Annotated in this window: 19 protein-coding genes, 1 pseudogene and 1 riboswitch; of the genes and pseudogenes, 11 read left to right on the top strand and 9 right to left on the bottom strand. The window is 68.9% G+C overall.

Features of this window, described 5'->3' with window-relative positions:
- The first annotated feature begins 26 nt into the window (after positions 1 to 26).
- The 3 genes from ABT186_RS10265 (at position 27) to ABT186_RS10275 (ending at position 2,727) form a co-directional block, all read left to right on the top strand.
- On the top strand, positions 27 to 857 hold the full coding sequence (locus tag ABT186_RS10265; protein ID WP_351237723.1) for a polysaccharide deacetylase family protein: 831 nt from the start codon (positions 27 to 29) through the stop codon (positions 855 to 857).
- Entirely contained in the window at positions 857 to 2,035 is a 1,179-nt protein-coding gene (locus tag ABT186_RS10270; RefSeq protein WP_351924469.1) for a YVTN family beta-propeller repeat protein, read from the top strand. Before ABT186_RS10265 ends, ABT186_RS10270 begins: the two co-directional genes overlap by 1 nt.
- A 77-nt stretch (positions 2,036 to 2,112) precedes the next feature.
- Entirely contained in the window at positions 2,113 to 2,727 is a 615-nt protein-coding gene (locus ABT186_RS10275; protein WP_351237719.1) for an ADP-ribosyltransferase, read from the top strand.
- A 24-nt stretch (positions 2,728 to 2,751) separates the two neighbouring features.
- On the opposite strand, the gene ABT186_RS10280 is transcribed toward ABT186_RS10275, so the two are convergent.
- Positions 2,752 to 3,384 (bottom strand): GNAT family N-acetyltransferase, encoded by a 633-nt coding sequence (locus ABT186_RS10280; RefSeq protein WP_351924471.1) that lies wholly within the window; start codon positions 3,382 to 3,384, stop codon positions 2,752 to 2,754.
- Positions 3,385 to 3,443: 59 nt separating this feature from the next.
- Here ABT186_RS10280 and ABT186_RS10285 point away from each other — a divergent pair, with 59 nt between their 5' ends.
- Both ABT186_RS10285 and ABT186_RS10290 read left to right on the top strand, forming a co-directional pair.
- Entirely contained in the window at positions 3,444 to 4,358 is a 915-nt protein-coding gene (locus tag ABT186_RS10285; RefSeq protein ID WP_351231962.1) for a helix-turn-helix domain-containing protein, read from the top strand.
- A gap of 60 nt (positions 4,359 to 4,418) precedes the next feature.
- Positions 4,419 to 4,631, top strand: a complete 213-nt coding sequence (locus ABT186_RS10290; RefSeq protein ID WP_351231960.1) for an EF-hand domain-containing protein — start codon at positions 4,419 to 4,421, stop codon at positions 4,629 to 4,631.
- Between the two features lie 75 nt (positions 4,632 to 4,706).
- Here ABT186_RS10290 and ABT186_RS10295 read toward each other — a convergent pair.
- A pseudogene (locus ABT186_RS10295) lies at positions 4,707 to 4,903 on the bottom strand (AraC family transcriptional regulator); the annotation flags it as partial.
- 237 nt (positions 4,904 to 5,140) lie between these two features.
- On the opposite strand from ABT186_RS10295, the gene ABT186_RS10300 reads away from it, so the two are divergent.
- Positions 5,141 to 5,818, top strand: coding sequence for an NADPH-dependent F420 reductase (locus tag ABT186_RS10300; protein ID WP_502973171.1), 678 nt, complete (start codon positions 5,141 to 5,143; stop codon positions 5,816 to 5,818).
- A 391-nt stretch (positions 5,819 to 6,209) separates the two neighbouring features.
- Here ABT186_RS10300 and ABT186_RS10305 read toward each other — a convergent pair whose 3' ends face one another.
- The gene (locus tag ABT186_RS10305) at positions 6,210 to 7,049 is read right to left on the bottom strand and encodes a patatin-like phospholipase family protein (protein ID WP_351924473.1); all 840 of its coding nucleotides are present in this window, start codon (positions 7,047 to 7,049) and stop codon (positions 6,210 to 6,212) included.
- A gap of 144 nt (positions 7,050 to 7,193) precedes the next feature.
- Here ABT186_RS10305 and ABT186_RS10310 point away from each other — a divergent pair, with 144 nt between their 5' ends.
- Positions 7,194 to 7,850 (top strand): TetR/AcrR family transcriptional regulator, encoded by a 657-nt coding sequence (locus ABT186_RS10310; protein WP_351924475.1) that lies wholly within the window; start codon positions 7,194 to 7,196, stop codon positions 7,848 to 7,850.
- A gap of 15 nt (positions 7,851 to 7,865) precedes the next feature.
- Here ABT186_RS10310 and ABT186_RS10315 read toward each other — a convergent pair whose 3' ends face one another.
- Both ABT186_RS10315 and ABT186_RS10320 read right to left on the bottom strand, forming a co-directional pair.
- Positions 7,866 to 8,423 carry a glycoside hydrolase family 25 protein gene (locus tag ABT186_RS10315; RefSeq protein WP_351924477.1) on the bottom strand — a complete coding sequence of 186 codons (558 nt, stop codon included), beginning with the start codon at positions 8,421 to 8,423 and terminating at the stop codon, positions 7,866 to 7,868.
- An 84-nt stretch (positions 8,424 to 8,507) separates the two neighbouring features.
- A complete protein-coding gene (locus ABT186_RS10320; protein WP_502973169.1) occupies positions 8,508 to 9,539 on the bottom strand; it encodes a phosphatidylinositol-specific phospholipase C domain-containing protein in 1,032 nt (343 codons plus the stop codon).
- Between the two features lie 460 nt (positions 9,540 to 9,999).
- On the opposite strand from ABT186_RS10320, the gene ABT186_RS10325 reads away from it, so the two are divergent.
- From ABT186_RS10325 to ABT186_RS10335, 3 genes are all read left to right on the top strand, one after another.
- Positions 10,000 to 13,566 carry a laminin G domain-containing protein gene (locus ABT186_RS10325; RefSeq protein WP_502973170.1) on the top strand — a complete coding sequence of 1,189 codons (3,567 nt, stop codon included), beginning with the start codon at positions 10,000 to 10,002 and terminating at the stop codon, positions 13,564 to 13,566.
- Positions 13,567 to 13,726: 160 nt separating this feature from the next.
- Positions 13,727 to 20,332 (top strand): RHS repeat-associated core domain-containing protein, encoded by a 6,606-nt coding sequence (locus ABT186_RS10330; protein ID WP_351924479.1) that lies wholly within the window; start codon positions 13,727 to 13,729, stop codon positions 20,330 to 20,332.
- Positions 20,333 to 20,336: 4 nt separating this feature from the next.
- Positions 20,337 to 20,651 carry a hypothetical protein gene (locus tag ABT186_RS10335; RefSeq protein WP_351231948.1) on the top strand — a complete coding sequence of 105 codons (315 nt, stop codon included), beginning with the start codon at positions 20,337 to 20,339 and terminating at the stop codon, positions 20,649 to 20,651.
- 277 nt (positions 20,652 to 20,928) lie between these two features.
- Here the strand turns inward: ABT186_RS10335 and ABT186_RS10340 are convergent, their stop codons facing one another.
- The 4 genes from ABT186_RS10340 to gcvT form a co-directional block, all read right to left on the bottom strand.
- Entirely contained in the window at positions 20,929 to 22,296 is a 1,368-nt protein-coding gene (locus tag ABT186_RS10340; RefSeq protein ID WP_351924481.1) for an L-serine ammonia-lyase, read from the bottom strand.
- Positions 22,297 to 22,381: 85 nt separating this feature from the next.
- Positions 22,382 to 23,644 carry a serine hydroxymethyltransferase gene (gene glyA / locus ABT186_RS10345; RefSeq protein ID WP_351231944.1) on the bottom strand — a complete coding sequence of 421 codons (1,263 nt, stop codon included), beginning with the start codon at positions 23,642 to 23,644 and terminating at the stop codon, positions 22,382 to 22,384.
- A 16-nt stretch (positions 23,645 to 23,660) separates the two neighbouring features.
- The gene (gene gcvH / locus ABT186_RS10350; RefSeq protein WP_351231942.1) at positions 23,661 to 24,038 is read right to left on the bottom strand and encodes a glycine cleavage system protein GcvH; all 378 of its coding nucleotides are present in this window, start codon (positions 24,036 to 24,038) and stop codon (positions 23,661 to 23,663) included.
- A 106-nt stretch (positions 24,039 to 24,144) separates the two neighbouring features.
- Positions 24,145 to 25,263 carry a glycine cleavage system aminomethyltransferase GcvT gene (gene gcvT / locus ABT186_RS10355; RefSeq protein WP_351924483.1) on the bottom strand — a complete coding sequence of 373 codons (1,119 nt, stop codon included), beginning with the start codon at positions 25,261 to 25,263 and terminating at the stop codon, positions 24,145 to 24,147.
- Between the two features lie 149 nt (positions 25,264 to 25,412).
- Positions 25,413 to 25,512: riboswitch (glycine riboswitch) on the bottom strand.
- A 140-nt stretch (positions 25,513 to 25,652) separates the two neighbouring features.
- Between gcvT and ABT186_RS10360 the strand changes: the two genes are divergently transcribed.
- Complete coding sequence (locus ABT186_RS10360) at positions 25,653 to 26,357, top strand: AAA family ATPase (RefSeq protein ID WP_351231938.1); 705 nt, start codon at positions 25,653 to 25,655, stop codon at positions 26,355 to 26,357.
- Positions 26,358 to 26,414 lie beyond the last annotated feature (57 nt).

The following is a 26,414-nucleotide window of genomic DNA, read 5'->3' on the forward strand; positions in this document are numbered from 1 at the left end:
CGATTTCCGCCCCATCTCGCCCTTAAATGGGGAGAGTGACCACGCCCGTCCCTCCCCCTCCACCGGACCGTGAGACGGACACCGCGCAGACGGTGCCCGACCGCCGCTCGGCGCTGCGCGCGGGCGCCGGGCTCGCCGCCGGTGCGTTCGCCACTGCCTGTTCCCGTGGCGGCCCCGTCGTCCATCCGGTGTTCCCGTCCCGTGTCACCGCCACGCACGCCCAGGCGGCCGCGCCCCTGCCCCGCGCCTTCCCGCAGCAGCCCGGCCAGATCGCCCATGGTCCGCGCAACCGCCCCCGGGTGGCTCTCACCTTCCACGGTCAGGGCGACCCCGCCCTGGCCACATCGATCCTCCATGCGGCCGAGCGGGCGAACGCGAAGATCACCGTGCTCGCGGTCGGCACCTGGCTCGACGAGCACCCCGACATCGCCCGCCGCATCCTCGACGGCGGTCACGACCTCGGCAACCACACCCAGCGCCACCTCGGCATCAACACCATGACCGAGGTGGACGCGTTCGCCGAGATCCAGGCGTGCGCCGACCGTCTGCGACGGCTGACCGGATCCATCGGCACCTGGTTCCGCCCCTCGCGTGCCCCGCGTGCCACCCCCCTCGTCGAACGGCTGGCCGGCCGTGCCGGCTACCCGCACGTCCTGTCGTACGACGTCGACTCGCTCGACTACACCTCGCCGGGCGCCTCCGCCATCACCCATAAGGTCCTCGGCGAGGTCCGCGGCGGGTCGGTGGTGAGCCTGCACTTCGGGTACGCGGACACGGTCGCCGCCTTCCCCGCCCTTCTTCACGAACTCGACCGCCGCGGCCTGAAGGCCGTGACCACCACGGAGCTGCTGAGCTGATGCATCCCACGACCATCGCGCGCGTACTGCTCGCCGGCGCCGTCCTTGCCGCCCTCGCCGGGTGCAGCGGCGGATCCCACCGCAAGGACGAAGCCATGGGCTCCAAGCCCCCCGTCGACCACGCCCAGCAGCAACAGCAGGCCGTCCAGGGTCTGCCGGGGATGCCGCCCGTCCTCGACCCGCACGACATCTATGCGGCCGACCGTCCGGGCGAGCTCTCCCCGGTGGTCAAGGACTTCCCCTCCCGTGTCTACGTCCCCAACACCAACGCCAACACCGTCTCCGTGATCGACCCGCAGACGTACAAGGTCATCGAGACGATCCCGGTCGGCCGGCAGCCCCAGCACGTCGTGCCGTCCTGGGACCTGAAGACGCTGTGGGTCAACAACGACCTGGGCAACACCCTGACCCCCATCGACCCGAGGACCGGCGAGGCGGGCGAGCCGGTCGACGTGCACGACCCGTACAACCTGTACTTCACCCCGAACGGCAAGTACGCGGTGGTGATGGCCTCCAAGGACCGCGAACTCGTCTTCCGCGACGCGCACACCATGAAGGTCGCCAAGGCCGTGCCGGTGAGCTGCTACGGCGTCAACCACGCCGACTTCTCGCTCGACGGCCGCTACTTCATCGTCTCCTGCGAGTTCAGCGGCGAACTGCTCAAGGTCGACACCGAGAAGATGAAGGTGATCGGTCAGCAGAAGCTGCCGTTCCACGGCGCCATGCCGCAGGACGTGAAGATCTCCCCCGACGGCAAGAAGTTCTACATCGCCGACATGATGGCCGACGGCATGTGGATCGTGGACGGCGACAAGTTCGGCAAGCCGTCCTTCCTGCCGACCGGCAAGGGCGCGCACGGCCTCTACATCAGCCGCGACTCCCGTGTGATGTACATCTCCAACCGGGGCGAAGGCTCCATCTCCGTCTTCGACTTCCAGCAGAGCCGGCTGACCGACAAGTGGCACCTGCCGGGCGGCGGCAGCCCCGACATGGGCGGCGTCTCGGCGGACGGCAAGGTCCTGTGGCTGTCCGGCCGCTACAACTCCGAGGTGTATGCCATCGACACCCGCACCGGGGAGGAACTCGCCCGCATCAAGGTGGGCAGCGGCCCGCACGGCCTCGCCGTCTACCCGCAGCCGGGACGCTACTCGCTCGGGCACACCGGCATCTTCCGCTGACACCGGGGACGTTGGACACGCCGCCGATCGAGTGATGAACCGTACCCCGCCGCCGCGGAACCGGGATCGTGCTGCGCATGATCACCCATCGTCTGCGTCGGCGGGCCGCTGCCACCGTCCTGTCCCTCTCGGCCGTCCTCGCGACCACGGCCGCCGTGCCCCCCGCGTCCTCGACCGCCCCCACGGCGACACCGTTCACCAAGGCCGCCCCGGTCTGTCCCCGGTTCGAGGACAAGATCAAGGCCGCGGCCGACCGGCGCGTCGACATCGGCCGTATCACGCCCACGCCGGTGTGGCGCACGACGTGCGGCACCCTGTGGCGCAACGACAACCGAGGCCCGGCGACCATCTTCGAGCAGGGGTTCCTCCCCAGGGACGTGCTCGACGGCCAGTACGACATCGAGAAGTACGTCCTGGTCAACCAGCCCTCGCCGTATGTCTCGACGACGTACGACCACGACCTCTTCAAGACGTGGAAGTCGAAGTACAACTACTACGTCGACGCCCCGGGCGGCATCGACGTCAACAAGACGATCGGTGACACCCACAAGTGGGCCGACCAGGTCGAGGTCGCCTTCCCCGGCGGGATCGCCCGGCAGTACATCATCGGCGCCTGCCCCGTCGACAAGGCGACGAAGACCGAGATCATGAGCGACTGCGAGAGCAACCCCTACTACGTGCCGTGGCACTGAGCGGACTCGGACTCGGCACAGGCCCTAGCGGGCGATGAACAGTGCCTCCGCCCCCACCGGACGGTAACCGGCCGCCTGGAACGCCCGCAGACTGCGGGCGTTCCCCGGCGCGACCTGCGCCCACACCGGCTCGGTGGCCAGGTGCCGGGCGGCCGTCACCAGGCGGCGCCCCAGCCCCCGGTGCCGTACGCCCTCGTCCACCTCGACGGACACCTCCAGCCGCCCCGCGACGCCCCGCCCCAGCACCACCACGCCGCCCTCCGCCACCCAGGCGCGGACGTCGTCGCGCCGCCCATGGGCGTAGGCGACCCGGGAATGACCGGGGTCCTCGATCTCCTGCAGCGCGAGCGGCGGCGCACCCGCCAGCGGGGCGGCGACCACGAGCGCGTCGATCGTTTCGTGCCTGCGGCCCGTGCGCTCCATGAACGCGGCGAGGAACCGCGCGTTCATCGTCGCGGCCAGCGCGTCGCAGCCCGTCGCCATCAAGGTCTCGTGAACCCACTGCAGGTCCTCGTCGGTGAACACGACGGAGTGCGCGGTGAAGGCGAGGACGCCGGCGTCCCGGTGTGAAGGCTGCGGTACGACCGTCGTACGGCCGTCGGGCGGCGGGAAGACGCCCTGCGCCGCCGCGTCCAGAATGTCCCGCAAGGTCTCCACGACCGCGCTTCCCCTCGCTCCTTGAGTCTCCACCCACTGGAAGGCCCAGACTCGCAGACATGATCGAAGACGGCACCGGACTTTTCACCATCGGCGAGCTGGCCCGCGCCACCGGGCTGACCGTGCGCACCATCCGCTACTGGTCGGACGAGGGCGCCCTGCCCCCGGTGGCCCGCTCCTCGGGCGGCTACCGGCTGTACGACGCCGCGTCCGTGGCCCGTCTGGAGCTGATCCGTACCCTGCGCGAACTGGGTCTCGGCCTGGACCACGTCCGCAGTGTGCTGGCCGGCGAGACGACGGTGGCGGAGGTGGCGGCCACGCATGTGGCGGCCCTGGACGCGCAGATCCACGCGCTGAAGGTGACCAGGGCGGTGCTGTCGACCGTGGCGCGACGCGGCTCGACCGCAGAGGAGATGACGCTCATGAACAAGCTGGCGCGGCTGTCGGCCGCCGAGCGGAAGCGGATCATCGACGACTTCATGGAGGAGATCTTCGAGGGACTCGACACGGTGGACCCCGACATCCGCCACCGGCTGCGGTTCGCCTCCGCGAACCTGCCCGACGACCCCACGCCCGAGCAGGTGGACGCCTGGGTCGAGCTCGCCGAGCTGATCCAGGACCCGGAGTTCCGTGTGCTGATGCGGAAGATGGTCGAGTTCAACGCGGCGGACCGGGGACCGGACGTCCCGTCGGGCACGTCCCTCTGGTTCATGAGCCGCCTGATGCAGCTCGCGGGCGAGGCGCTGCGGCAGGGCATCGCCCCCGAGGCGCCCGAGGCCGAGGAGGTGCTGCAACAGCTGCTGGGCGACGGAGACCGGGCCGCCGTACTGGAGCGGCTGACGGCGGCGGCGAACGTCCGGGTCGCCCGGTACCGCGAGTTGACGGCCCTCGTGAACGGCCTCGAACCCGCGCGATCGGTCGACGAGGAGTTCGCCTGGGTGGTCGCGGCGTTGCGCGCGCGGCAGGGCCGTTAATCTGACCTCCGTCAGTAGGACGGCCGTACGACGGCAAAAGCACCAAGAAGGGGCGGATCGGTGGCGGACATCGAGGAAGCACGCACGCAGTTCCAGCGGATCGATGCGGACGGTGACGGGTTCATCACCGCCGCCGAGTTCAAGGCCGCCCTGGCTCAGGAGGGGGACTGGAACGTCACCGAGGCGGTCGCCGAGGCCATCATCAAGACCCGCGACCTCAACGGCGACAAGGTTCTGTCCTTCGACGAGTTCTGGACGTACCTGAACAAGTGAGCCGACGGTGAGGGGGCGCCCGTCCCGCTGGGGACGGGCGCCCCCTCGTCATGAACGGCGTCGGATCCGAGCAAGGCGGCGCCCCTGCGGTAAGTCGGCGCGGGACAGACCGCCGGTTGCGCCGAGTTCCTCGACCGTCCATGCGTGTCGGGCGGGCTCGGCGAGGCGCGCAGGATGTAGCGCAGCAGGGTGTCGAGAAGCGAGGTGACCACGGCATCCGTCCCCGGTCGGTTCTCCTCCAGCTCCGTGCCCAGCAGCCCCACCGCGGCCCGACCGGTCGAATCGGTGGGTGCCGCACAGGTGACCGTGCGGGGGGCAGCCCGACGGCGGTTCGGCGGGGCGGCCTTGACCGCATCCGGGACGCGCGCCGCCTGATGGAGTCCGACCGGCACACGGGCAAGATCGTCGTACGGGTCTGACGGCGATCACCCGGTTGCCGCGGTTCCCGGAACAATCCACGGACCCCCGGGGTTGATGCCGCACAACAGACTCATGCATGTGCATCGATCCTGGAAAGGCCTGTCATGAAGATCGGCATCATCGGCGCGGGCAACATCGGTGGCAACCTCACGCGGCGGCTCACCGCCCTCGGCCACGACGTCTCCGTCGCCAACTCACGCGGCCCGCACACGCTCACCGCACTGGCCGAGGAGACGGGCGCGACCCCCGTCCCGGTCGAGGAGGCGGCCCGGGGCGCCGAGGTCGTCGTGATCACCGTCCCGGTGAAGGCGGTCCCCAACCTGCCGTCCGGTCTGCTGGACGGCGCGGCGGAGGACGTCGCCGTGATCGACACCGGCAACTACTACCCCAAGGAGCGGGACGGAAGGATCGCGGGGATCGAGGACGAGGGCCTCACCGAGAGCCGCTGGACCGAACGGCAGGTCGGCCACCCCGTGATCAAGGCCTTCAACGGCACGTACGCCCAGGACATCCTGGACCGGCCCCGCCCGGCCGGCGCCCCCGACCGGATGGCCCTCCCGGTCGCGGGCGACGACGAGGCGGCCAAGGGGCGCGTACGGGCCCTGATCGACGAACTCGGCTTCGACACGGTCGACGCCGGCGGCATCGACGACTCCTGGCGCCAGCAGCCCGCCACCCCGGTGTACGGCCTCCAGGCCGGCGCCGACGCGGTCACCAAGGCGCTGGCGGAGGCGTCTCCCGAGCGCACGCCGGAATTCCGCGGCTAGACCCTGTCATCGAACTCGCGTCTGCGCCGCGACGTACCGCACGCTCGGCTTCGCTCGCGCGTGCGGTGCTCTGCGCCGCCGTAGGACCCGTCCCTGGGCGGACGACGGGAGTTCGACGGGGGGCCTGGTCCGGGTGGCCGGGAGGGGTGCGGTCTGCTGGGGGGGCGCGGCGTACGGCCGCAGCCTGCGGCTGCTTGCGTGTGGCGTTGGCCGGTGTTGTCTTCCGGCTTTGCTCGTGCGGCGGTGCCTTGGGCTGCCGTTGGACCCGTCCCTGGGCGGACGGCGGGAGTTCGACGGGGGGCCTGGTCCGGGTGGCCGGGAGGGGTGCGGTCTGCTGGGGGGCGGGGCGTACGGCCGCAGCCCGCAGCCCGCAGCCGCGTGCGCGCCGCGTTCAGCCGTGCCACACCTCGGCCACCGAAGCGGCGAGCGCGGTGGCCTGGGTGTGGCCCGCGCGGGCGGCCGCCGGGCGGCGTGTGTCGTCGGCCATGTTGCGGCCCATCGCGCGGCGCGCGGCGCGGTCCGGTGCCAACAGGACGACACGCGCCCCCTCGGCGGACAGCTCGGCGGCCTGCCGCTGGGCGCTCGGATGCGGGCCGACCGCGTGCGGGATCGGCGCGATCGCGACCACCCGGCGATTCCCGTGCGCAAGCTGGAGGTTGGCGGTCGAGCGGCTGCCGCCGTCCATCCAGCGGCGGCCCGCGACGGTGACCGGCGGCCAGACGACGGGCACGGCACAACTCGCCGCGACCGCTTCGAGGAGCGTCACGCCGGAGCGTGCGTCGAACGCCTCGACCTCTCCGGTCTGCGCGTCGACCGCGGCGATCCGCAACTCCCGCTCGGGCCAGTGGCGTACGTCGCCAAGGAGTGTGCCGACGGTCTCGAAGACGTCCGACTCGGGTACCGTCCGGGCGCTCAGCGCGGCCCGGCCCAGGCGCCCGATGGACCGCTGCGGATCGCGGGAGCCGAGCGCCGCCCACAGGAAACGCGCCGTCTGCTGCGCGGTCACCGCGAGACGGACCGCGTCGGCCCCGGACAGCTGGCACTCGTACAACTCGGCGGCCGGGACGCCGGACAGGAGCCGGGATCCGAAGATCGCACCGGCGGAGGTGCCGATCACGAGGTCGGCGCCGGTGAGATCGATCCCGGCCTCGGCGAGCCCGGCAAGGACCCCGGCCAGCCAGGCCCCACCGACCGGTCCGCCGCCGCCCAGCACGAGTGCGGTGTCGGCCACGATTCCCCCTTCCGTTGACTTCCGCTTGACTTCCGTTGGACTTCCTTGGAGTGAAACGGGGAGTGCTCCCCGGTTGCTCGGCCGACGATAGCATCGGTACCGGGGACTGCTCCCCGGTACCGATGCCGAAAAGAGGGACACGTGGTGGGCGACTCGTCTCCGGTGCGGCGCCGCGATGCGCTGCGCAACCGGAAACTGCTGGTGGAGACGGCCCGCGAGGTCTTCGCCGAACAGGGCCTGGACGCCCCGCTCGACGAGATCGCGCGGCGCGCGGGCGTGGGCAACGCCACGCTCTACCGCCACTTCCCGAGCCGTGCCGCGCTCGTCGACGAGGTCTTCCGGGACGCGCTGACGGAGACGACGGCGGCGGGCGAGCGGGCGCGGACCGCCGAGGACGCGTGGACAGGTCTGACGGAATATCTGGAGGTGGTGTTTGCGGGGCTGGCCGGGGACCGCGGCACCAACGACCTGATGACCACGGGCCTGAAGGGCGTCACCTCGCTGGAGGCGATCCACGCCCACAACCGTGAGACCGTCGGCGGACTGTTGCGGCGCGCTCAGCAGCAGGGCACGATCCGCCCGGAGGTCACCACCGAGGACCTGCTGTTCGCCCTGGCGGCCCTGGGCCGGGCCGTCCCGGCGCTCACCATGGCCGCGCCGGACGCCTGGCGCCGCCCGCTCGCCCTGCTCCTCGACGGTCTGCGCGCCCGGGCCGCCGGGGCCCGCCTGCCCGCACCCCCGCTCACGGCCGCCCAGTTGGGCGAGGTGCTGCTCAACCTGGGCCCGCACGGGCGGGGGTGAGGGTTTCCGTCCGGCTCAGGCGCCGCCGGCCCACTCCCGCAGTGCGGCCCTGGTGGAGAAGTTCGCGACGTCCTTGTCCGAGGGGTCCGAGGTGTACTGGTGGAAGCGCCACGCCGCCTTGATGCGGGGCTTGCCCGCGGTGACGTAGTCGGCGATCCACAGACCGTCCCCGGCGTAGGACGTGGTGTCGATGGTGAGCCAGAAGGTGCGGTTGGTGTAGAGGATCACGCGGTTGTGCGGCCGGAGTTGCTTCACCGTGCGGATGAACTGGTCCTTCTCGGCGTTGCTCGCGTGCGTGCCGTCGCCGGTCGTCTCCCAGTCGGCGGCGAGGATGTCGCCCGCCTTCTCCGGGGTGTGGCCGACGAAGTACTCCGCCTGGGACGTGATGTTGCCCGGCCACAGGAAGTGGTAGAAGCCGACCACGCAGCCCGCGTCCCGGGCGGTCTTCGTCTGGGCGGCGAGTCTGGGGTTCACATACGAACGCCCCTCCGTCGCCTTGATGAAGACGAAGGAGAGGCCGTCCGTTTCGTACGCCGATTCCTGGTACGCGCTGATGTCGACGCCTTGCAGCATGGGGGCTCCCTGAAGTGCTCGTGGGGGGACAGGGAATGATGATGCATCACCTGGTAAGGGTGATATGCCCCCAAAGCGACTGCTTCAGCCGCGGTCGGTCACCGAACCGAGAACCGAGGCCGACTTCGTGGACCAGTCGGAGGTGATCACGCTCGCGTGGTCCGCGGCCAGCAGCGACAGTCGCGCGGCCACCTCGGCGTCCGTCGGGCTCGTGGACGAGATCGCCGGCGACACGCTCGCAGCGTCCGTCATGATCAGGGTGTAGTGGTTGGTGTCGTACCAGGACGTGTCGTAGCCGTTGTTGACGTACGTCGCCGCGTCCCCGTCGAAGAACACGAACCACGGGCGGATCGAGGCGTCGTAGCGGCTGGTGCGCGGGTCGCCGGAGGCGGCGCCGAGGACGGCCGGGAAGGCCTGGGCCTTGGAGATGTTGCCGGCGGCGTACAGGTCGCGCAGGTAGTCGCCGTACTCCTGGTCGGTCCAGTAGTGGTCGAACGGGTTGTTCATCTCGACCGTGCCGGGGATGAGTTCGAAGAGGACCTTGCCCTTGAGAGCGTCACGGGAGGGCCAGGCGTTCGCCTTCGCGGCCGCGTCGAGGGTGGAGTACGAGGACCCCAGCAGGTCGGACGGCTTGTAGACCATGCTGCCGAGCTTCGAGGACACCAGCGCGTCGAACTCGTCCGGTCCGAGGCCGAGGTTGTTGTTGAAGCCGTTCTTCATCTCCACCTTGAAGATGATCGGCCGGTGGTCGGGGTGGAGCTGATGCCAGGCTGCGATGTTGTCGAGGCAGCTGCCGAGGTCCTGGTTGCGGTTCTTGCTGTACAGCTCGCTCGGGGTCTTCGCCGACTCGCAGTTGTTGTCGTTGCCGAACGGATTGCTGTGGCTGACTCGCCAGCGCCTGCTGATGATGTCGGTGTAGACGTCGATTTCGAGCAGCGAGGCACCGGAGTCGAGGGCCTGCGCGAAATACGTGTACTTGGACTTGTCGTACGCGTTGTGCGTCCCGATCGTGGTCGCGTCGGAGAACTTGGGCGCCGCCGCCTGGGCATTGCCCGGTACCGCCATCAACATCGCGGCGGCACCCAGCAGCGCCGCCAGCCGTCTCATCACCCGCACGTGTCAACTCCCCTTCAAAGCCGCCAAGTTGGCGGCAGACTAGGGGAGAGCGGTTACTGAATGGTAGCCCCAGGAGGAACATCGGCCCCCGGCGTCGCGGCGGCGATCCGATAGCACCCCCGGAGGCTCGCCCGAACGGCGTTGGCAACCTGGTTCTGGCCGGAATCTATCGTTCAAGTGAACGAACCATTCCCTGGGGTGGGCATGGGTGTCAGTTTGCCTGATCTTGAAAGAGTGCATGATCATCAACTGATCCCTGCCTGCCAAGCTTTCCGATCGCCAAGCACTTGTGATCGGCTCGTCAAATATTCAGGGGTGAAGCGTGGGGGATTCCGGAGGCAGACGTGTGTGGTCGTCACCTACGGCGTGGCTGGCCGCGGTTGTGCTGCTGATTCAGCCCGGCACGGCGGCCGTTGCGAATGCAGCAGCTGCCGGGGAGCGGGGCAGCGGTTCCACCGCCATGGCCGCTTCCTCGCCGGAGGCAGCCGCCTCGCACAAGGCGAAGGCGAGTGGTACTCGGGTGGAGGTCCTCCGGGACCGCACGGAATACGCCACGACGTATGCCAACCCAGACGGCACAACGTTCACTTTGGACCAGTCGGCCGTACCGATCCGAGTGCACCGGAGTGACGGTTCCTGGGTGACCCCTGATCCGACCCTCCAAACGCGGTCGGACGGTACGGTCGGCCCGAAGGCGGCCGTGGTGGATCTGGCGTTCTCCGGGGGAGGCGACGGCTCGCGGCTGGTGGACATCGCCAGGAACGGCAAGTCCCTGCGTCTCGGCTGGCCGGGCAGGCTGCCAAAGCCCACGCTGGACGGAGCGAGCGCGGTCTACGCCGATGTTCTTCCCGGCGTTGACCTGCGGATGACGGCGACGACAGAAGGCTTCCGTGAGCTGCTCGTCGTGAAGACCCCCCAGGCGGCGACGGATCCGGCGCTGAAGAAGGTCGCCTTCTCGCTCCAGTCGGACGGACTGACGGTCGCGCCCACCAGCGGCGGCGGGATGACGGCCGTGGATGACAATGCGCACCCGGTCTTCTCAGCCCCCGCCGCGCTGATGTGGGACTCACAAGGCGACGCGGCCACCACAGGTGCGGCCGCCCAGTTGGAGCGGACGGCCGTGGTCACGCAGGCGAGCGACCCGTCGCCGTCTCCGTCTCCGTCGGCGACCACGAATCCGTCGACCGGGGCGCAGGAGAACCCGGTGGCGGGGCCGGGGAACGGGGATGCGTCGGCGGTGCTGCCGGTGCAGGTGAGTCCGGATTCGCTGGCTGTGGTGCCGGACGCGGGCATGCTGGCGAACAGTGACAGCCGTGCGTATCCCGTCTACATCGACCCGAGCGTCGGCCTGGACCAGACGGCCCACACGTATCTGCGCTCGGACGGCGTCTCCGACTTCAACTGGGGCAACGGCAGCAACAACGAGGGCAAGGGCATGGGCCACTGTTCCTCGTGGAACGGCTACTACTGCGGTCCCGGCTATACGGAGCGGTTGTACTTCCAGTTCTCGCCCAGCGGCCTGGCGGGCAAGAAGGTGCTGTCTGCGACGTTCCGGGCCACCGAGAGCTGGTCGTTCACGTGCGATGCGAGCTGGGTGGATCTGGAGCGCACCAGCAACATCTCGTCGTCGACCACGTGGTCCACCCGTCCCTCGTATCTGGGGATGATGGCCAGCCGTGACGTTACGGCGGGCCGTGGCTCCCTGTGCGATCCCTCGCAGCCGGCCGCGCCGATCGAGTTCAGTGGTTCGAGTCTGACGTCTGAGGTCGGGGATCTGGCGGCGGGGAAGTTCTCCCGGCTGACGCTGTTGCTGAAGGCGCGGGACGAGACGGACACCAGCGCCTGGAAGCGGTTCAGGAACGATGCGGTGCTGTCGGTGACCTATGTGGGGCTGCCTGCCGTGCCGACCAAGGCGGGCATCGTCGAGGGCAGCGGGGTCAGCTGTCAGACGGACTCCACCGATCCGGATGTGGTCTCCGATCCCACGCCCAGCCTGAGCGCTACGGTGTGGACGGCGACGGGCGGCGGCAGCGGGGCGAGCCTGCGGGCGCACTTCTACATTCAGCAGAAGAACAGCGACGGCAGCTGGTCGGTGGCGACCGAGCCGGTGCGGCCGACCAGCGGCTACGTCGGCAACGGCACCGTGCTCACCTACCCGTCGCCGATCACGCTGTCCGAGGGGCCCTTGTACCGGCTGGCGGTCTTCAGCCGCTCGTACTACGACAGCGGTAACAGCTATCTGGAGTCGCACAGCACGGTGACCACCAAGGGCTGGTGCTACTTCAAGGTCGACACCACTGCTCCGAAGAAGCCCGTCGTGACCTTCGGCAGCCCCTACTCCGAGTGCACGGCCAACGCCTGTGCCGCCGCCGGAGGGCCGGGCGTCGTGGGGCACTTCACCTTCTCCCCGGCTTCGGGCGACACCAACAACGTTGCCTACGAGTACAAGCTGGCGACCTCGGCCGCCTGGTCCAAGCCGATTTCCGGTTCGACCGTGTCGGCGTCGATCACTCCGCAACTGGCGGGTACACAGCAGCTTCAGGTGCGAGCGGAGGACAATGCCGGCCGCTGGGGCGCTGCGGAGATCGTGAAGTTCGATGTCGCCGAGGGGAAGACGGCGATCGGCCGCTGGCACTTCGACGACGCGGCACCCGGCTCCGGTGTGACCACGGCGGCCGACACGGCGACGGAGGGCAGCACACGCTACCCGGCGACGCTGTACACCGCCGGGGCAGGCTGGTCGTCGCTCGCACGCCGGGGTGACGGGGACCGGTCGCTGTGGCTGAACGACACCTCCGACACCACACGCCAGTCCGGGTACGCGGCCACCACGGCTCCGGTGATCAACACACAGTCGTCGTTCACCGTTTCGGCGTGGGCCTATCTGGCGGACGGGTCCGACTTCCGCACGGTGGTGTCGGAGACGGGCAGCGACGGCTCCGGGTTCGCGCTGTACTACTCGCCGAGCATCCAGCGCTGGGTGTTCCTGTGGAACTGGTACGAGAACGGTGTCCGCAAGTACCTGGGCGCGAACGCCGACGCGGCCGGGGTGCCGCTGAAGGTGTGGACCCATGTGACCGGCGTCTACAACTCCCAGGACCGCACCATCTCCCTCTATGTCAACGGCCGCCTGCAGGGATCCCCGGTGGCGCTGCCCAGCACCTCGGACGCCACGACTGCCAACGGCAACCTGCAGTTCGGCCGGGCCAGTTTCACGCCGGGCAGCTACCAGAACTACTGGCGGGGCCGCGTCGACGAAGTGGCCGTCTGGCAGCGCGTCCTGACAGACGACGAGATCGCCACCGAGGACCAGCTCCTCGACTCCAACGGCGCCACGAACGTGGAGCTGATGGGCGCCTGGAACCCGGAGGGTGCGAGCGGCAGCACACTGGCGGACTCCACGTCCGGTTACGGCCGCACACTCACGCTGTCCGGCGGTGCCTCGCTCGACGGTCATGCCATCGTCCTGGACGGCACGGACGGCGCGGCCACCAGCCCCGGTCCGGTCCTGGACGACACAGCGTCGTTCACCGCCTCCACCCTGGTGGACGTCGATGGCAACGCCCTTCTGTCCAAACCTGTCGGCTACACCGCGCAAGTCATCGGCCAGCGCAGCACCGACGGCTCCGCGTGGGGCTTCTGGTATCAGCTGACCGGGACCGACATCGACCCGGCCACCGATACGACCGTCCCGGTGGGCAAGTGGTACTTCGGCCGGCTGAACGCCGACGGAAGCTTCACCGGGGTGGTCTCCGACGAGGCGGCGGTACTGGGCAGCCCCGTGCGGATGACCGGTACCTACGACGCCCCGTCCGGCACCATCCACTTCTACCTCGGACCCGACGAGAACGACGCCGACGTCACCCATCCCTACACGGCCGTAGCCGGCTCGGGAGAGTTCGCGGCCGGCAAGGGCTACGTGGGCGGAGCCTGGGCCCACTACCTTCCCGGAAAGATCACCGACATCAGGCTGTGGGCGGGTGCCATGGCAAACCAGCAGCAGATCATCGACACCATCGGGGACTGACCCCTCCCACGACGGCGTGGGGCGGGCCGGTCGGCCGCCCCACGCCGGACTTCCTCAGTTTTCTCCTTCCCTTTACCCCTTGGCGTGCACAGGCGGCCGGCAGTGGTGGCCGGCGTGTGCGCGACAGACGTCCCTCAGCTTGATCGCATGGAGGCCAGGCATGAGTTCCGGCATGAAAGGCCGTTGGATCCGCAGTGTGCTGAGACACGCGGCATTGCCGCCGCGGGCCGCGCCACGAACGGAGCGCGTCGTACGCGGCCGGAGGGTTCCGGCCGTCGTGGCGCTGTGCATGGCCCTCGCCGTTCCGACAGGACTCGGCGCACCGGCTGCTCATGCCGCGGGCGGAGGCCTGGGCAAACCGGCGCTGCCGAAGCAGCGGGTCGACAAGGTGCAAAAGCACCTGGGCCTGGGCGCCCAGAAGGCGCGCGCCAAGGTCGCTGGATCCGAAGCCGCCAACGCGGCACAAGCCCGGCGTGCACGCGCCCAGCAGCACGCTGCCTGGCCTCGAACCGCCGTGGTGTCCGGGCGAATACCAGGACAGGGCGCGACGAACCTGATCGCGGGAGGGCTGCCGGTCACAGTTGCGCCTGGCCGGGGAAACACATCTGCGGCAGGACAACTGACGGTGACAGTTCTCGGGCAGCAGCAGGCCCGGGCGGCCGGTGTCAAAGGTGTGCTGCTGACCGCCTCCGCCACCGAGCCTGGCTCCGCGCAGTTGAGCGTGGACTACTCGGCGTTCGCCAGCGCCTACGGCGGCGACTGGTCCGGGCGGCTGCGGCTGGTCCAGCTGCCCGCCTGCGTTCTGACCACGCCGCAGAAGGCCGCCTGCCGGACTCAGACTCCGCTCGGCTCACACAACAACATCGGCGGCCAGACGCTGTCGGCCCAGGTCAGCCTTGGGAAGGCAGGCCGCGACCCCGATACGGCGCGGGCTTCGCGCTCGGCGCCGCGTACCTCCCTGATGACCGCCGAGGCGACCTCGTCGGCCACGGTGCTTGCCGTGACCGCCGCATCATCCGGGGAATCGGCTTCCGGTTCCGGTAACTATGCGGCCAGCCCGCTGTCGGCCTCGTCCAGTTGGGAGGCCGGCAGCTCCTCGGGCGCCTTCACCTGGTCCTACCCCCTGACCACCCCGCCGGCCGCAGCGGGCCCGGCTCCTCAGCTGTCGTTGTCGTACGACTCCGGAAGCGTGGACGGCAGGACCGCGTCGACGAACAACCAGGGGACCATGGTCGGTGAGGGCTTCGACCTGACGTCCTCCTACGTCGAGCGGTCCTACGCCTCGTGCGACGACGACGGACAGGACGGAAAGTTCGACCTGTGCTGGAAATACGACAACGCCTCGCTGGTGCTGAACGGCAAGTCCACCGAGCTGGTCAAGGACGACACCACCGGCGTCTGGCATCTCAAGGGGGATGACGCCTCCACCGTCACGCACTCCACCGGCGCCGACAACGGCGACAACGACGGGGAGTACTGGACTGTCACCACCGGCGACGGCACCAAGTACGTGTTCGGACAGAACAAGCTGCCGGGCGCCGACACCCAGCGCACCAACTCCGTATGGACCGTGCCGGTGTTCGGCGACGATGCGGGCGAACCGGGCTATGACCAGGGTTCCACCTTCGCCGACCGTGCCGTGACCCAGGCGTGGCGGTGGAACCTGGACTACGTCGTGGACCTGCACGGCAACGCGATGTCGTACTGGTACACCGCCGAGACCAACTACTACGGCAAGAACGGCGCGTCCACTGGGACCGCCCAGTACACGCGGGGCGGCTACCTCACCAAGATCCTCTACGGTCAGAACAAGGACACCCTGTTCACCGGTACCGCCTCGGACGAGGTCACCTTCGGCTACGACGAGCGCTGCACCGCCTCCGACTGCTCCTCGCTGACCTCCTCCACCGCCTCCAACTGGCCCGACGTCCCGTTCGACTCCCTCTGTGCGTCCGGCGCGGACTGCAAGGCCACCGGCCCTTCATTCTTCACTCGTAAGCGTCTGACCAGCATCGACACCCACGCCTGGTCGGCTACCTCGAGCGCCTACACGGACGTCGACTCGTGGGCGCTGGCCCAGCAGTTCCTGGACCCCGGCGACATCGGCAACAGCACCGACCAGACGCTGGTGCTCAAAAGCATTCAGCGCACCGGTAAGAACGGTACGGCCATCTCTTTGGACCCGGTGACGTTCACGTACCAGATGCGGGCCAACCGGGTCGACTCCTCCACGGACAACATCCTGCCGCTGAACCGGCCCCGGATTCAGACCGTCACCTCCGAGACCGGCGCCGTCACCACCGTGACGCTGTCCAATCCGGAGTGTGTGCGCGGGTCGAACATGCCGTCGTCCGAGGACAACGACACGATGAGCTGCTACCCGGTCTACTGGCACATCAACGGCGCCACCGAGGCATCCCTGGACTGGTTCAACAAATACCGGGTAACCGACGTCATCACCTCCGACCCCACGGGTCACGGCGAGACGATGGAGAACCACTACAGCTACTCCGGCCCGGCCTGGCACTACAACAACGACCCGCTGACCCCCACCAAGGAACGCACCTGGTCCGACTGGCGCGGCTACCGCACCGTCACCACCCTCAAGGGCGCCTCCAGCGAAACCCAGTCCAAGACCGTGTCGCTGTATCTGCAGGGCATGGACGGTGACAAGCAGAAGGACGGCACGACCCGGTCGGTCTCCGTCCCGGGCATCGGCTTCACCGGCCTGAGCGTGGCCGACCAGACCGACTATGACCGTTTCTCGGGCTTCACGCGTGAACGGGTCACGTACAACGGGTCCGCCCCGGTCTCCGTGACCGTCAACTACCCGTGGTCCCAACTCACGGCCAGCCAGCAGAAGTCGTACGCCAACATCGAGGCGTACTTCGTCCGCACGTACAAGACCGAGACCTCCACGTACCTGACCGCCGCGTCCGGCTGGCGCACCCACAGCGTGAACACCAGCTTCGACAGCTACGGCATGCCCGTCAGCGTCAACGACTCCGGCCAGATCGGTGTCAGCGGCGACGAGACCTGCACCCGTACCTGGTACGCCCGCAACGCGAGCCTCGGCATCACCTCCCTGGTCTCCCGCTCACGGGTCGTCGGTCACGTCTGCTCCACCGCCGAGACCGACCTGAACCTGCCGGCCTCCTCCGGCAGCCGCGGCGACGTGCTGTCCGACACGGCCACCGTCTACGACGACCCCAACGCCACCGCCTGGACCGCCTCCCAGACCCCGACGCTGGGCGATGCCACCTGGACCGGACGCGCCTCCGCCTACCCGGCCACGGCCACCAACGGCGAGCGGTATCCGACCTCCTGGCAGACCGTCGCCAAGACGACGGGGTACGACACCCTGGGCCGGCCAGGGACCGTGACCGACGCCGCCGGCAACGCGACCAGCACCGTCTACACCCCGACCACGACGGGGCCGCTGACCAAGATCACGGTCACCAACGCCAAGAGCCAGAAGAGCTACACCTACCTGGACTATGCACGGGGCTCAACCCTGAAGTCCTACGACGTCAACACCAAGCTGACCGAGTCCACATACGACGCCCTGGGCCGGGTCACGGCCGTCTGGCTGCCGAACCGCTCCCGCGCAGGCGCATACAGCGCCAACTACACCTACGCCTACTCCGTCAGCAACAACGCCCCACCATGGGTCTCGGCTTCGGCCATCCGAGGAGAAGGCGTCTACAACACCAGCTACACGATCTACGACTCGCTGCTGCGCCCGCTGCAGACCCAGTCCCCGACCGCGAACGGCGGCCGGCTGCTGACCGACACCCGATACGACAGCCGCGGCCTGGCCTACGAGACCTACGCCGACGTCTTCGACTCCTCCACAACCCCCTCCGGCACCTACGCGAGGGCCCAATACGGCGGCGCTCCGAAGCAGACCGACACCGTCTTCGACGGAGCCGGACGCCCGACCAACAGTACCTTCTACGTCTACGGCGTCATGAAGCGGTCCACGTCGACGACGTACACCGGTGACTCCACCGCCACCACCGCCCCGGCCGGCGGATCCGCGGTCCGCACCATCACCGACGTGTTCGGCCGCACCACCGAGAGCCGTCAGTACTCCGGCAGCGACCCGGCCGACACCGCCTACGGCGCGGGCGTCGGTGCCGCCTACACCTCGGCCAAGTACACGTACACCCGGGACGGCAAGCCGGACACGGTCACCGGCCCCGACGGCACCAAATGGACGTACACCTACGACCTGTTCGGTCGGCAGGTCTCGGGGACCGACCCGGACAAGGGAACCGGCACCACCTCGTACACCGACCTGGACCAGGTCGCCACCACCACGGACTCCCGCCACATCACCCTCCTCTACGGCTACGACGAACTCGGCCGCAGGACCGATGAATGGCAGACGTCCAAGACCGACGCCAACAAACTCGCCCACTGGGCCTACGACACCCTCGCGAAGGGCCGGCTGGACTCGTCCACCAGTTATGTGGGCGGAGTGGCCGGCACGGCCTACACCAGGAAAGTCACCGCCTACGACAGCCTGTACCGGCCGACCACCACACAACTCGTCCTGCCGTCCACCGACGCCCTGGTCACCTCCGGTGCCGTCACCGCAACGTCGGCCTCCTCGACCTACTACAACCTCGACGGCACCCAGCAGTACATCTCCGAACCCGCCGCCGGCGGCCTTGCCGCCGAAACCGTCAACACCGGCTACAACACCGTCGGCCTGCCCACCACCGTCTCCGGTGCCAGCGACTACCTCCTCGGTGCCGCCTACTCCGCCACCGGTCAGACCCAACAGCTCACCCTGGGCACCTCCTCGGCCGCCGGCACCAAGAAGGCCTACATCACCAACACCTGGGATGAAGGCACCGACCGGCTCAATCAGTCGGCCGTCACCGACCAGACCCACGGCTACGAACTGCAGGAACTGAACTACGCCTACGACGACGCCGGCAACGTCACCTCCATCACCGACCCCACCACCCTCGGCGGCACGAGCAAAGCGGACAACCAGTGCTTCGCCTACGACGGATACCAACGCCTGACCGAGGCCTGGACGCCGTCCACCACCGACTGCTCCACCTCCGGCCGCACCACGGCGAACCTCGCCGGCGCCGCCCCGTACTGGAGCTCGTACTCCTACACCGACAGCGGCCTGCGCAACAGGGAGACCGCCCACACGTCAGGCGGTGACACCACCAAGGTCTACTGCTACGACGCAACGCGACCTCACGCATTGACCACAACCACCACGGCATCGTCGTGCACGGGGGTCACCGCCACCTACGCCTACGACGCAATCGGCAACACCACAGGCCGACCCAATGGCACCGACACCCAGACCCTCACCTGGAACCCCGAGGGCCGGCTCGACACCCTCACCGAAAAGACCGGCTCCGGAACCACAAAAAGCACGACGAGCCACATCTACGACGCCGACGGCAACCTGCTGATCAGTCGTAACAACACCGGAGAGAGCGTCCTTTACCTCGACGGCGGCACCGAGGTCCACCTCGACACTTCCACCTCGACCGCCAAGTACTGGGCCGATCGGTACTACGCCGCCGCTGGTTCCACCATCGCCCTGCGCAGCAACAAACCCGGCACTCCGACAGTGACCTGGCTCGCCGCCGACCAGCACGGCACCGGCACCCTCGCCGTCGATGCCGCCACCCAGGCCGTCACCAAGCGCTACACGACACCCTTCGGGGCTCCGCGCACCGGCGGCACCGGCACCTGGCCCGACGACAAGGCCTTCCTGGGCAAACCCGCAGACCCCACCACCGGCCTCACCCACCTCGGCGCCCGCGAATACGACACGAACACCGGCCGTTTCATCAGCGTCGACCCGCTCCTCGACACAGGCGACGCCCAATCCCTCAACGGTTACACCTACGCCGACGACAACCCCACGACGGGCAGCGACCCCACCGGCCTGCGCGACTGCGGCGAAACCGAATACTGCGGCAAGGGCAGCAGACCCAACCTGGAATACGGAACTGCCGCCAGTGCCGACGCCAAGGACATTCTCCCCAACGGCAAGCACGTCAAGGTGGGCGGCGGCACCGGCAGCGCCCCGGCAAGCGATCCGGTCACGATTGCCCCTGTCCCGCCGCGTCAGTTCGACGAAGAGGCGAAACACGCGTGGCTCGACGCGCTCCACATGGTCGACAAGCAGAACCGGATGACCGACACCGACGACATGTGGGACGCCCGTAACGGAATTCACCTGGCGAGTGAGACATTCTGGGAGGTCTTCTGTCGCGAGGCCCCCGGATCCTGCCCCAAGAGCCGGCCCGACGCGCACAACTCCACCGACTTCGGGTACTTCCCGATGGTTTCGCCGGACTCGTCGGGAGAATCTCTCAAAGACGTTCTGCGTGGTGGCCCCGCGGCGGCAGCTGCCGGAATCTGGTACAGAAATCTGCGCCCCGACGAGGATCCGGCAGAGGGCCTGTTCGCCAAGAATGTCGACGGCGACTACACCATTAACGTGCAGATCGGTCAGGGGACCCGGGTACGGACCCAGTGGATTTCGGTGACGAAGAGCTGGGATGTGATCAAGAAGTGGCGACAGCCCGGTCAACGGGTCGCTATCATCGACGGAGACAAAGTCGAGGCGCGGCTGGTCGACCTCACTACCCCGGAAAACAGGGCAAGGTACCTGAGGGGATTTCGTTCGCTCAACAACGCGCAATCATCGCAAGAGGCCCTGGTCGAGAGATACATAAACCCGAGCGCCGTAATCGGACTGGTCGAAGATGAGGAATAATCCAGTGCATGAGGAACTCGTGTCGCAACTTGACGACGCGGCCGAGGCGTTCATCGGTCCCCTGCGCCTGAACGACGGCTTCGATCAGCTTGCGCTGGACGAGCTGTGCAGGCGGATCGACCAGTTCGGGCATCAGTGGCGGACATCCGAAGTCATCCCGAAATCGGTTGCTCTCCTCCTCTCGGAGCTGTACCCGGCGATTTCCGCCTGCGCCGACCTCTACTCGGGGGACGAGCGGCAGAGAATGATCGAGGCTGCTGTGCTGGTCGGAGAAAGGGTCACCATTGCATTGGATCCCGCGGGCGAGCCCGAGGCGTGAGGGCTTGCGCCTCACCGACATCGAGCACCTGGAGTCCGCCCTGTAGGCGTCCCGAACACGACGAGCCCCGGACCAGTCATCCGGGGCTCGCTGGGGAATCCGGGCCCCGCACCCTGAGGCAGGGTGCGGGGCCCGCCCGGGAGTGTCAGAGGGAGCACACAGGTTTCCACGCCTGACCCAGGGGCATTCCGGGGATCTGCCGTCGCGTAAGCACGAAGGCCAACGAAGGCCCTGACAGCGCCGAAAGACACGAACGCGCTGGTCAGGGCCTGTTTCTTCAGCACTCGATGATGTTCACCGCGAGCCCGCCCCGCGCCGTCTCCTTGTACTTCACGCTCATGTCCGCGCCGGTCTCCTTCATGGTCTTGATGACCTTGTCGAGGGAGACCTTGTGGGAGCCGTCGCCGCGCATCGCCATCCGGGCGGCCGTGACCGCCTTCACCGCGGCCATGCCGTTGCGCTCGATGCACGGGATCTGGACGAGGCCGCCGACCGGGTCGCAGGTCAGGCCGAGATTGTGCTCCATGCCGATCTCGGCCGCGTTCTCGACCTGTTCGGGGGTGCCGCCCAGCACCTCCGCGAGCGCGCCCGCCGCCATGGAGCAGGCCGAGCCGACCTCGCCCTGACAGCCGACCTCGGCGCCGGAGATGGACGCGTTCTCCTTGAAGAGCATGCCGATCGCGCCCGCGGCGAGCAGGAAGCGGACCACTCCGTCCTCGTCGGCGCCCGGGACGAAGTTGATGTAGTAGTGCAGGGCCGCCGGGATGATGCCCGCGGCGCCGTTCGTCGGGGCGGTGACCACACGGCCCCCCGCCGCGTTCTCCTCGTTCACGGCCATCGCGTAGAGCGTGATCCACTCCATCGAGCGGCCCAGCGGGTCGCCCTCGGCACGCAGCTGGCGCGCCGTGACGGCCGCACGCCGGCGCACCTTCAGGCCGCCCGGCAGGATGCCCTCGCGGGACATGCCGCGCGACACGCACGCCTGCATGACCCGCCAGATCTCCAGCAGGCCCTCGCGGATCTCGTCCTCGGTCCGCCAGGCCCGCTCGTTCTCCAGCATCAGCGAGGAGATCGACAGGCCGGTCTCCTTGGTCAGGCGCAGCAGCTCGTCGCCCGTGCGGAACGGGTACTTCAGGGGCGTGTCGTCGAGCTTGATGCGGTCCTCGCCGACCGCGTCCTCGTCGACGACGAATCCGCCGCCCACCGAGTAGTACGTCTTCGACAGCAGCTCGGCCCCGGAGGCGTCGTACGCCCACAGGGTCATCCCGTTGGCGTGGTACGGGAGCGCCTTGCGGCGGTGCAGGACCAGGTCGTCGTCGAAGGAGAACGCGATCTCGTGCTCGCCGAGCAGCCGGATCCGGCCCGAGGACTTGATGTCCTCCACCCGCTGGTCGGCGGTCTCCACGTCCACCGTGCGCGGTGAGGCGCCCTCGAGCCCGAGCAGCACCGCCTTGGGCGTGCCATGGCCGTGGCCGGTGGCACCGAGCGAGCCGTACAGCTCCGCCCGTATGGACGCGACCGGTTCCAGCAGCTCCTCGTTGCGCAGCCGGCGGGCGAACATGTGCGCCGCGCGCATCGGGCCCACCGTATGGGAGCTGGACGGGCCGATGCCGATCGAGAACAGGTCGAAGACCGAGATGGCCACGGTGACTCCTCAATGACGGGGGGCGGGGGTGGGCACCGCGCTCAGCTGATGAGTGTGCTCCCAGTGTGCGCGGTGCCCGGGGGACTTACTTGGTGAGACCCGGGTACAGCGGGTGCTTGTCGGCCAGGGCCTTCACCCGGGCCTTCAGGGCCTCCGCGTCGTACGACGGCTTGAGCACCTCCGCGATCACGTCCGCGACCTCGGCGAAGTCCTCGGCCGTGAAGCCGCGGGTCGCCAGGGCGGGCGTACCGATCCGCAGGCCCGAGGTGACCATCGGCGGGCGAGGGTCGTTCGGGACGGCGTTGCGGTTGACCGTGATGCCCACCTCGTGGAGGCGGTCCTCGGCCTGCTGTCCGTCCAGCTCGGAGTTGCGGAGGTCGACCAGGACGAGGTGTACGTCGGTGCCGCCGGACAGGACGTCCACGCCCACGGACTTGACGTCGTCCCTCACCAGACGCTCGGCAAGGATCTTCGCGCCCTCCACCGTCCGGCGCTGGCGCTCCTTGAAGTCCTCGCTCGCCGCGATCTTGAAGGCGACCGCCTTCGCCGCGATCACATGCTCCAGTGGACCGCCCTGCTGACCCGGGAAGACCGCCGAGTTGATCTTCTTGGCCAGCTCGGCCGTCGACAGGATCACGCCACCGCGCGGGCCGCCCAGCGTCTTGTGGGTCGTGGTGGTGACCACGTGGGCGTGCGGGACCGGGTTCGGGTGCAGGCCCGCCGCCACCAGACCGGCGAAGTGCGCCATGTCGACCATGAGGTAGGCGCCGACCTCGTCCGCGATCCGGCGGAAGGCGGCGAAGTCCAGCTGCCGCGGGTACGCCGACCAGCCCGCGACGATCAGCTTCGGCCGGGACTCCTTGGCCAGGCGTTCCACCTCGGTCATGTCGACGACACCGTGGTCGCCGACGTGGTAGGCGACCACGTTGTAGAGCTTGCCGGAGAAGTTGATCTTCATTCCGTGGGTCAGGTGCCCGCCGTGGGCGAGGTTCAGACCCATGATCGTGTCGCCTGGCTGCAGCAGCGCGAACATCGCGGCCGCGTTCGCCTGGGCGCCCGAGTGCGGCTGCACATTGGCGTGCTCGGCGCCGAAGAGCTCCTTGATGCGGTCGATGGCGATCTGCTCGACCACGTCGACGTGCTCACAGCCACCGTAGTACCGGCGGCCCGGGTAGCCCTCGGCGTACTTGTTGGTGAGGACCGAGCCCTGGGCCTCCATGACCGCCACCGGGGCGAAGTTCTCGGAGGCGATCATTTCGAGGGTGGACTGCTGGCGGTGCAGCTCGGCATCGACGGCGGCGGCGACGTCCGGGTCGAGCTCGTGCAGGGGTGTGTTCAGAAGCGACATGAGTGGCTACGACTCCTCAGCCGGCGATGTGGGTGTCGTACTCGTCCGCGGAGAGCAGGTCGGCCGGCTCCTCCGCGACACGTACCTTGAACAGCCACCCGCCCTCGAACGGGGCGGAGTTCACGAGCGACGGGTCGTTGACCACGTCCTCGTTGATCTCCGTGACCTCGCCGGTGACCGGGGAGTAGAGGTCGCTGACCGACTTGGTCGACTCCAGCTCACCGCAGGTCTCGCCCGCGGTCACCGTGTCACCGACCTCCGGGAGCTGGACGAACACGACATCGCCGAGAGCGTTGGACGCGTGTTCCGTGATGCCGACCGTCGAGACGCCGTCCTCGGCGGCCGACAGCCACTCGTGCTCCTTGCTGTAGCGCAGCTGCTGGGGGTTGCTCATGACCTGAATTCTCCTGTACGCGGGGAGTGGTGATGAATGGGGGACTGCTGGAGACGCTCGTGAAGAGGGCGGACATGCGCGCTGTCACGTCCGCCGCGCTCAGTCTCTACTTCTGACGCTTGTAGAACGGCAGTGCCACGACCTCGTAGGGCTCGTGGCTGCCTCGGATGTCCACCCCGACCCCGGGCGTGCCCGGCGCGGAGTGCGCGGCGTCGACGTACGCCATCGCGATCGGCTTGCCCAGCGTGGGGGAGGGGGCGCCGGAGGTGACCTCGCCGATCACCTCGCCGCCGGAGACGACCGCGTACCCGGCCCGCGGGACGCGCCGGCCCTCGGCGACCAGGCCGACGAGGACGCGCGGCGGGTTCTTCTCGGCGCGCTCGGCGGCCTCCTGCAGGGCCGCACGCCCCACGAAGTCGCCCTCCTTCTCGAACTTGACCACCCGGCCGAGCCCGGCGTCGAACGGCGTCAGAGAAGTGCTGAGCTCGTGCCCGTACAGCGGCATGCCCGCCTCCAGGCGCAGCGTGTCCCGGCAGGACAGCCCGCAGGGGACGAGACCGACGGGGGCGCCCGCCTCGGTCAGCGCCTGCCACAGCTTCTCGGCGTCGGACGGGGCCACGAACAGTTCGAAGCCGTCCTCGCCGGTGTAGCCGGTGCGTGCGATGAGCGCCGGGACGCCCGCGACCGTGCCGGGCAGGCCCGCGTAGTACTTGAGGCCGTCCAGATCGGCGTCCGTGAGGGACTTCAGAATGCCGGGGGACTCGGGGCCCTGGACGGCGATCAGCGCGTAGTTGTCCCGGTCGTCGCGCACCTCGGCGTCGAAGCCGGCGGACCGCTCGGCAAGCGCGTCGAGCACCACCTGGGCGTTGGAGGCGTTGGCGACGACCAGGTACTCCTGCTCCCCGAGCCGGTACACGATCAGGTCGTCGAGGATGCCGCCGTCCGCCCGGCAGATCATGGTGTAGCGGGCGCGGCCGACGTCGACGGAGGCGATGTTGCCGACCAGGGCGTGGTTCAGGAGCCGGTCGGCCTGGGGCCCGGTCACCGTGATCTCGCCCATGTGGGAGAGGTCGAAGAGTCCTGCCCGGGTACGGACGGCGACGTGCTCGTCCCGCTCGGAGCCGTACCGCAGGGGCATGTCCCAGCCGGCGAAGTCGGTCATTGTCGCGCCGAGCGAACGATGCAGGGCATCGAGCGCGGTATGACGCAGGGGGCTACTGCTCATCGGTTGTGCTCCCAGGACAGGACGGGCGAGGTCGTTCCTCCCCATCTGTCATCGGAACCTGAGAGGTTCGCCATGACTCCGCGCGGCGGATCATCACGGCTTGCACCTTGGGTGGAGCCACTGACCAGCGGCTCGCTTTTCAGATGTGCCTCGCCCGCGCGGTATCAGGGGCCTGAGAGATTCAAGGGAGGGACTTGCTCCTTCGGCGCCCGGGTACACGCGTACCCGGAACTCTCCCGCGCGGATTCAAGCGGCCGGTATGCAGTTGGCGCGCACATCATTGCACGCCTCGCCCGATCGTGGCAGGCCGCCTCTGTAACCGGGTTGTGGCGGTTCGAGTACGGAAACGAGAGACACCGCGCATTACCTTCTCTTTACACTCGACGGGGATGGGACTTCCTGACCCCAAGGGGAGGACGATCACGGTGAACAGGACCACGGTGTACGCCACGACCTCGGCCGTTGCGCTGCCCAAGCAGCCCACAGCCCCGGCCCGGCAGGCCTGCGGACCGCTGCGGGCGGGAGTGGTGCGTGATCTTCGCGACCGCGCGGGCCGCAGCCCGCACGGGCTCACCTTCGGCGCGAGCGACGTCGTCGTGGTGACCGGCCTGCCCGGCAGCGGCAAGTCCACGCTCATACGGCGCGCCGTGCGGGGCGTCCGCGTCGACTCCCAGGACACCCGCGACCGCTGGGACACCCGCCTGGCCCGCTTCCTGCCGTACGCGGTCTACCGCCCCCTTGTCCGCCTCGCGCACTACGCGGGCCTGCGCCGCGCGGTGCGCACCGGCACGGGAGTCGTCGTGCACGACTGCGGTACGCAGTCCTGGGTGCGCACCTGGCTGGCCCGTCAGGCCCGCCGCCGCGGCGGCACGCTCCATCTGCTCCTGCTCGACGTCACCCCGGACACGGCCCTGGCGGGCCAGCACGAGCGCGGCCGCGGCGTGTCGCGTTACGCGTTCCTCAGGCACCGCAGAGCCACCCGACACCTGCTGCGGTCCGTCGAGCGCGGCGATCTGCCGGAGGGCTGCGGCTCGGCGGTGCTGCTGGACCGGGACGCGGCGGACGTTCTGCGCCGGATCGACTTCGCATGCTGACCGCTCATGCCCGTACACCCATTAGCCTTTCAGCCACAGCAGTGGTTCTCAGCAGGC

Source organism: Streptomyces sp. NPDC001634 (assembly GCF_040298185.1).
Classification (GTDB): domain Bacteria; phylum Actinomycetota; class Actinomycetes; order Streptomycetales; family Streptomycetaceae; genus Streptomyces.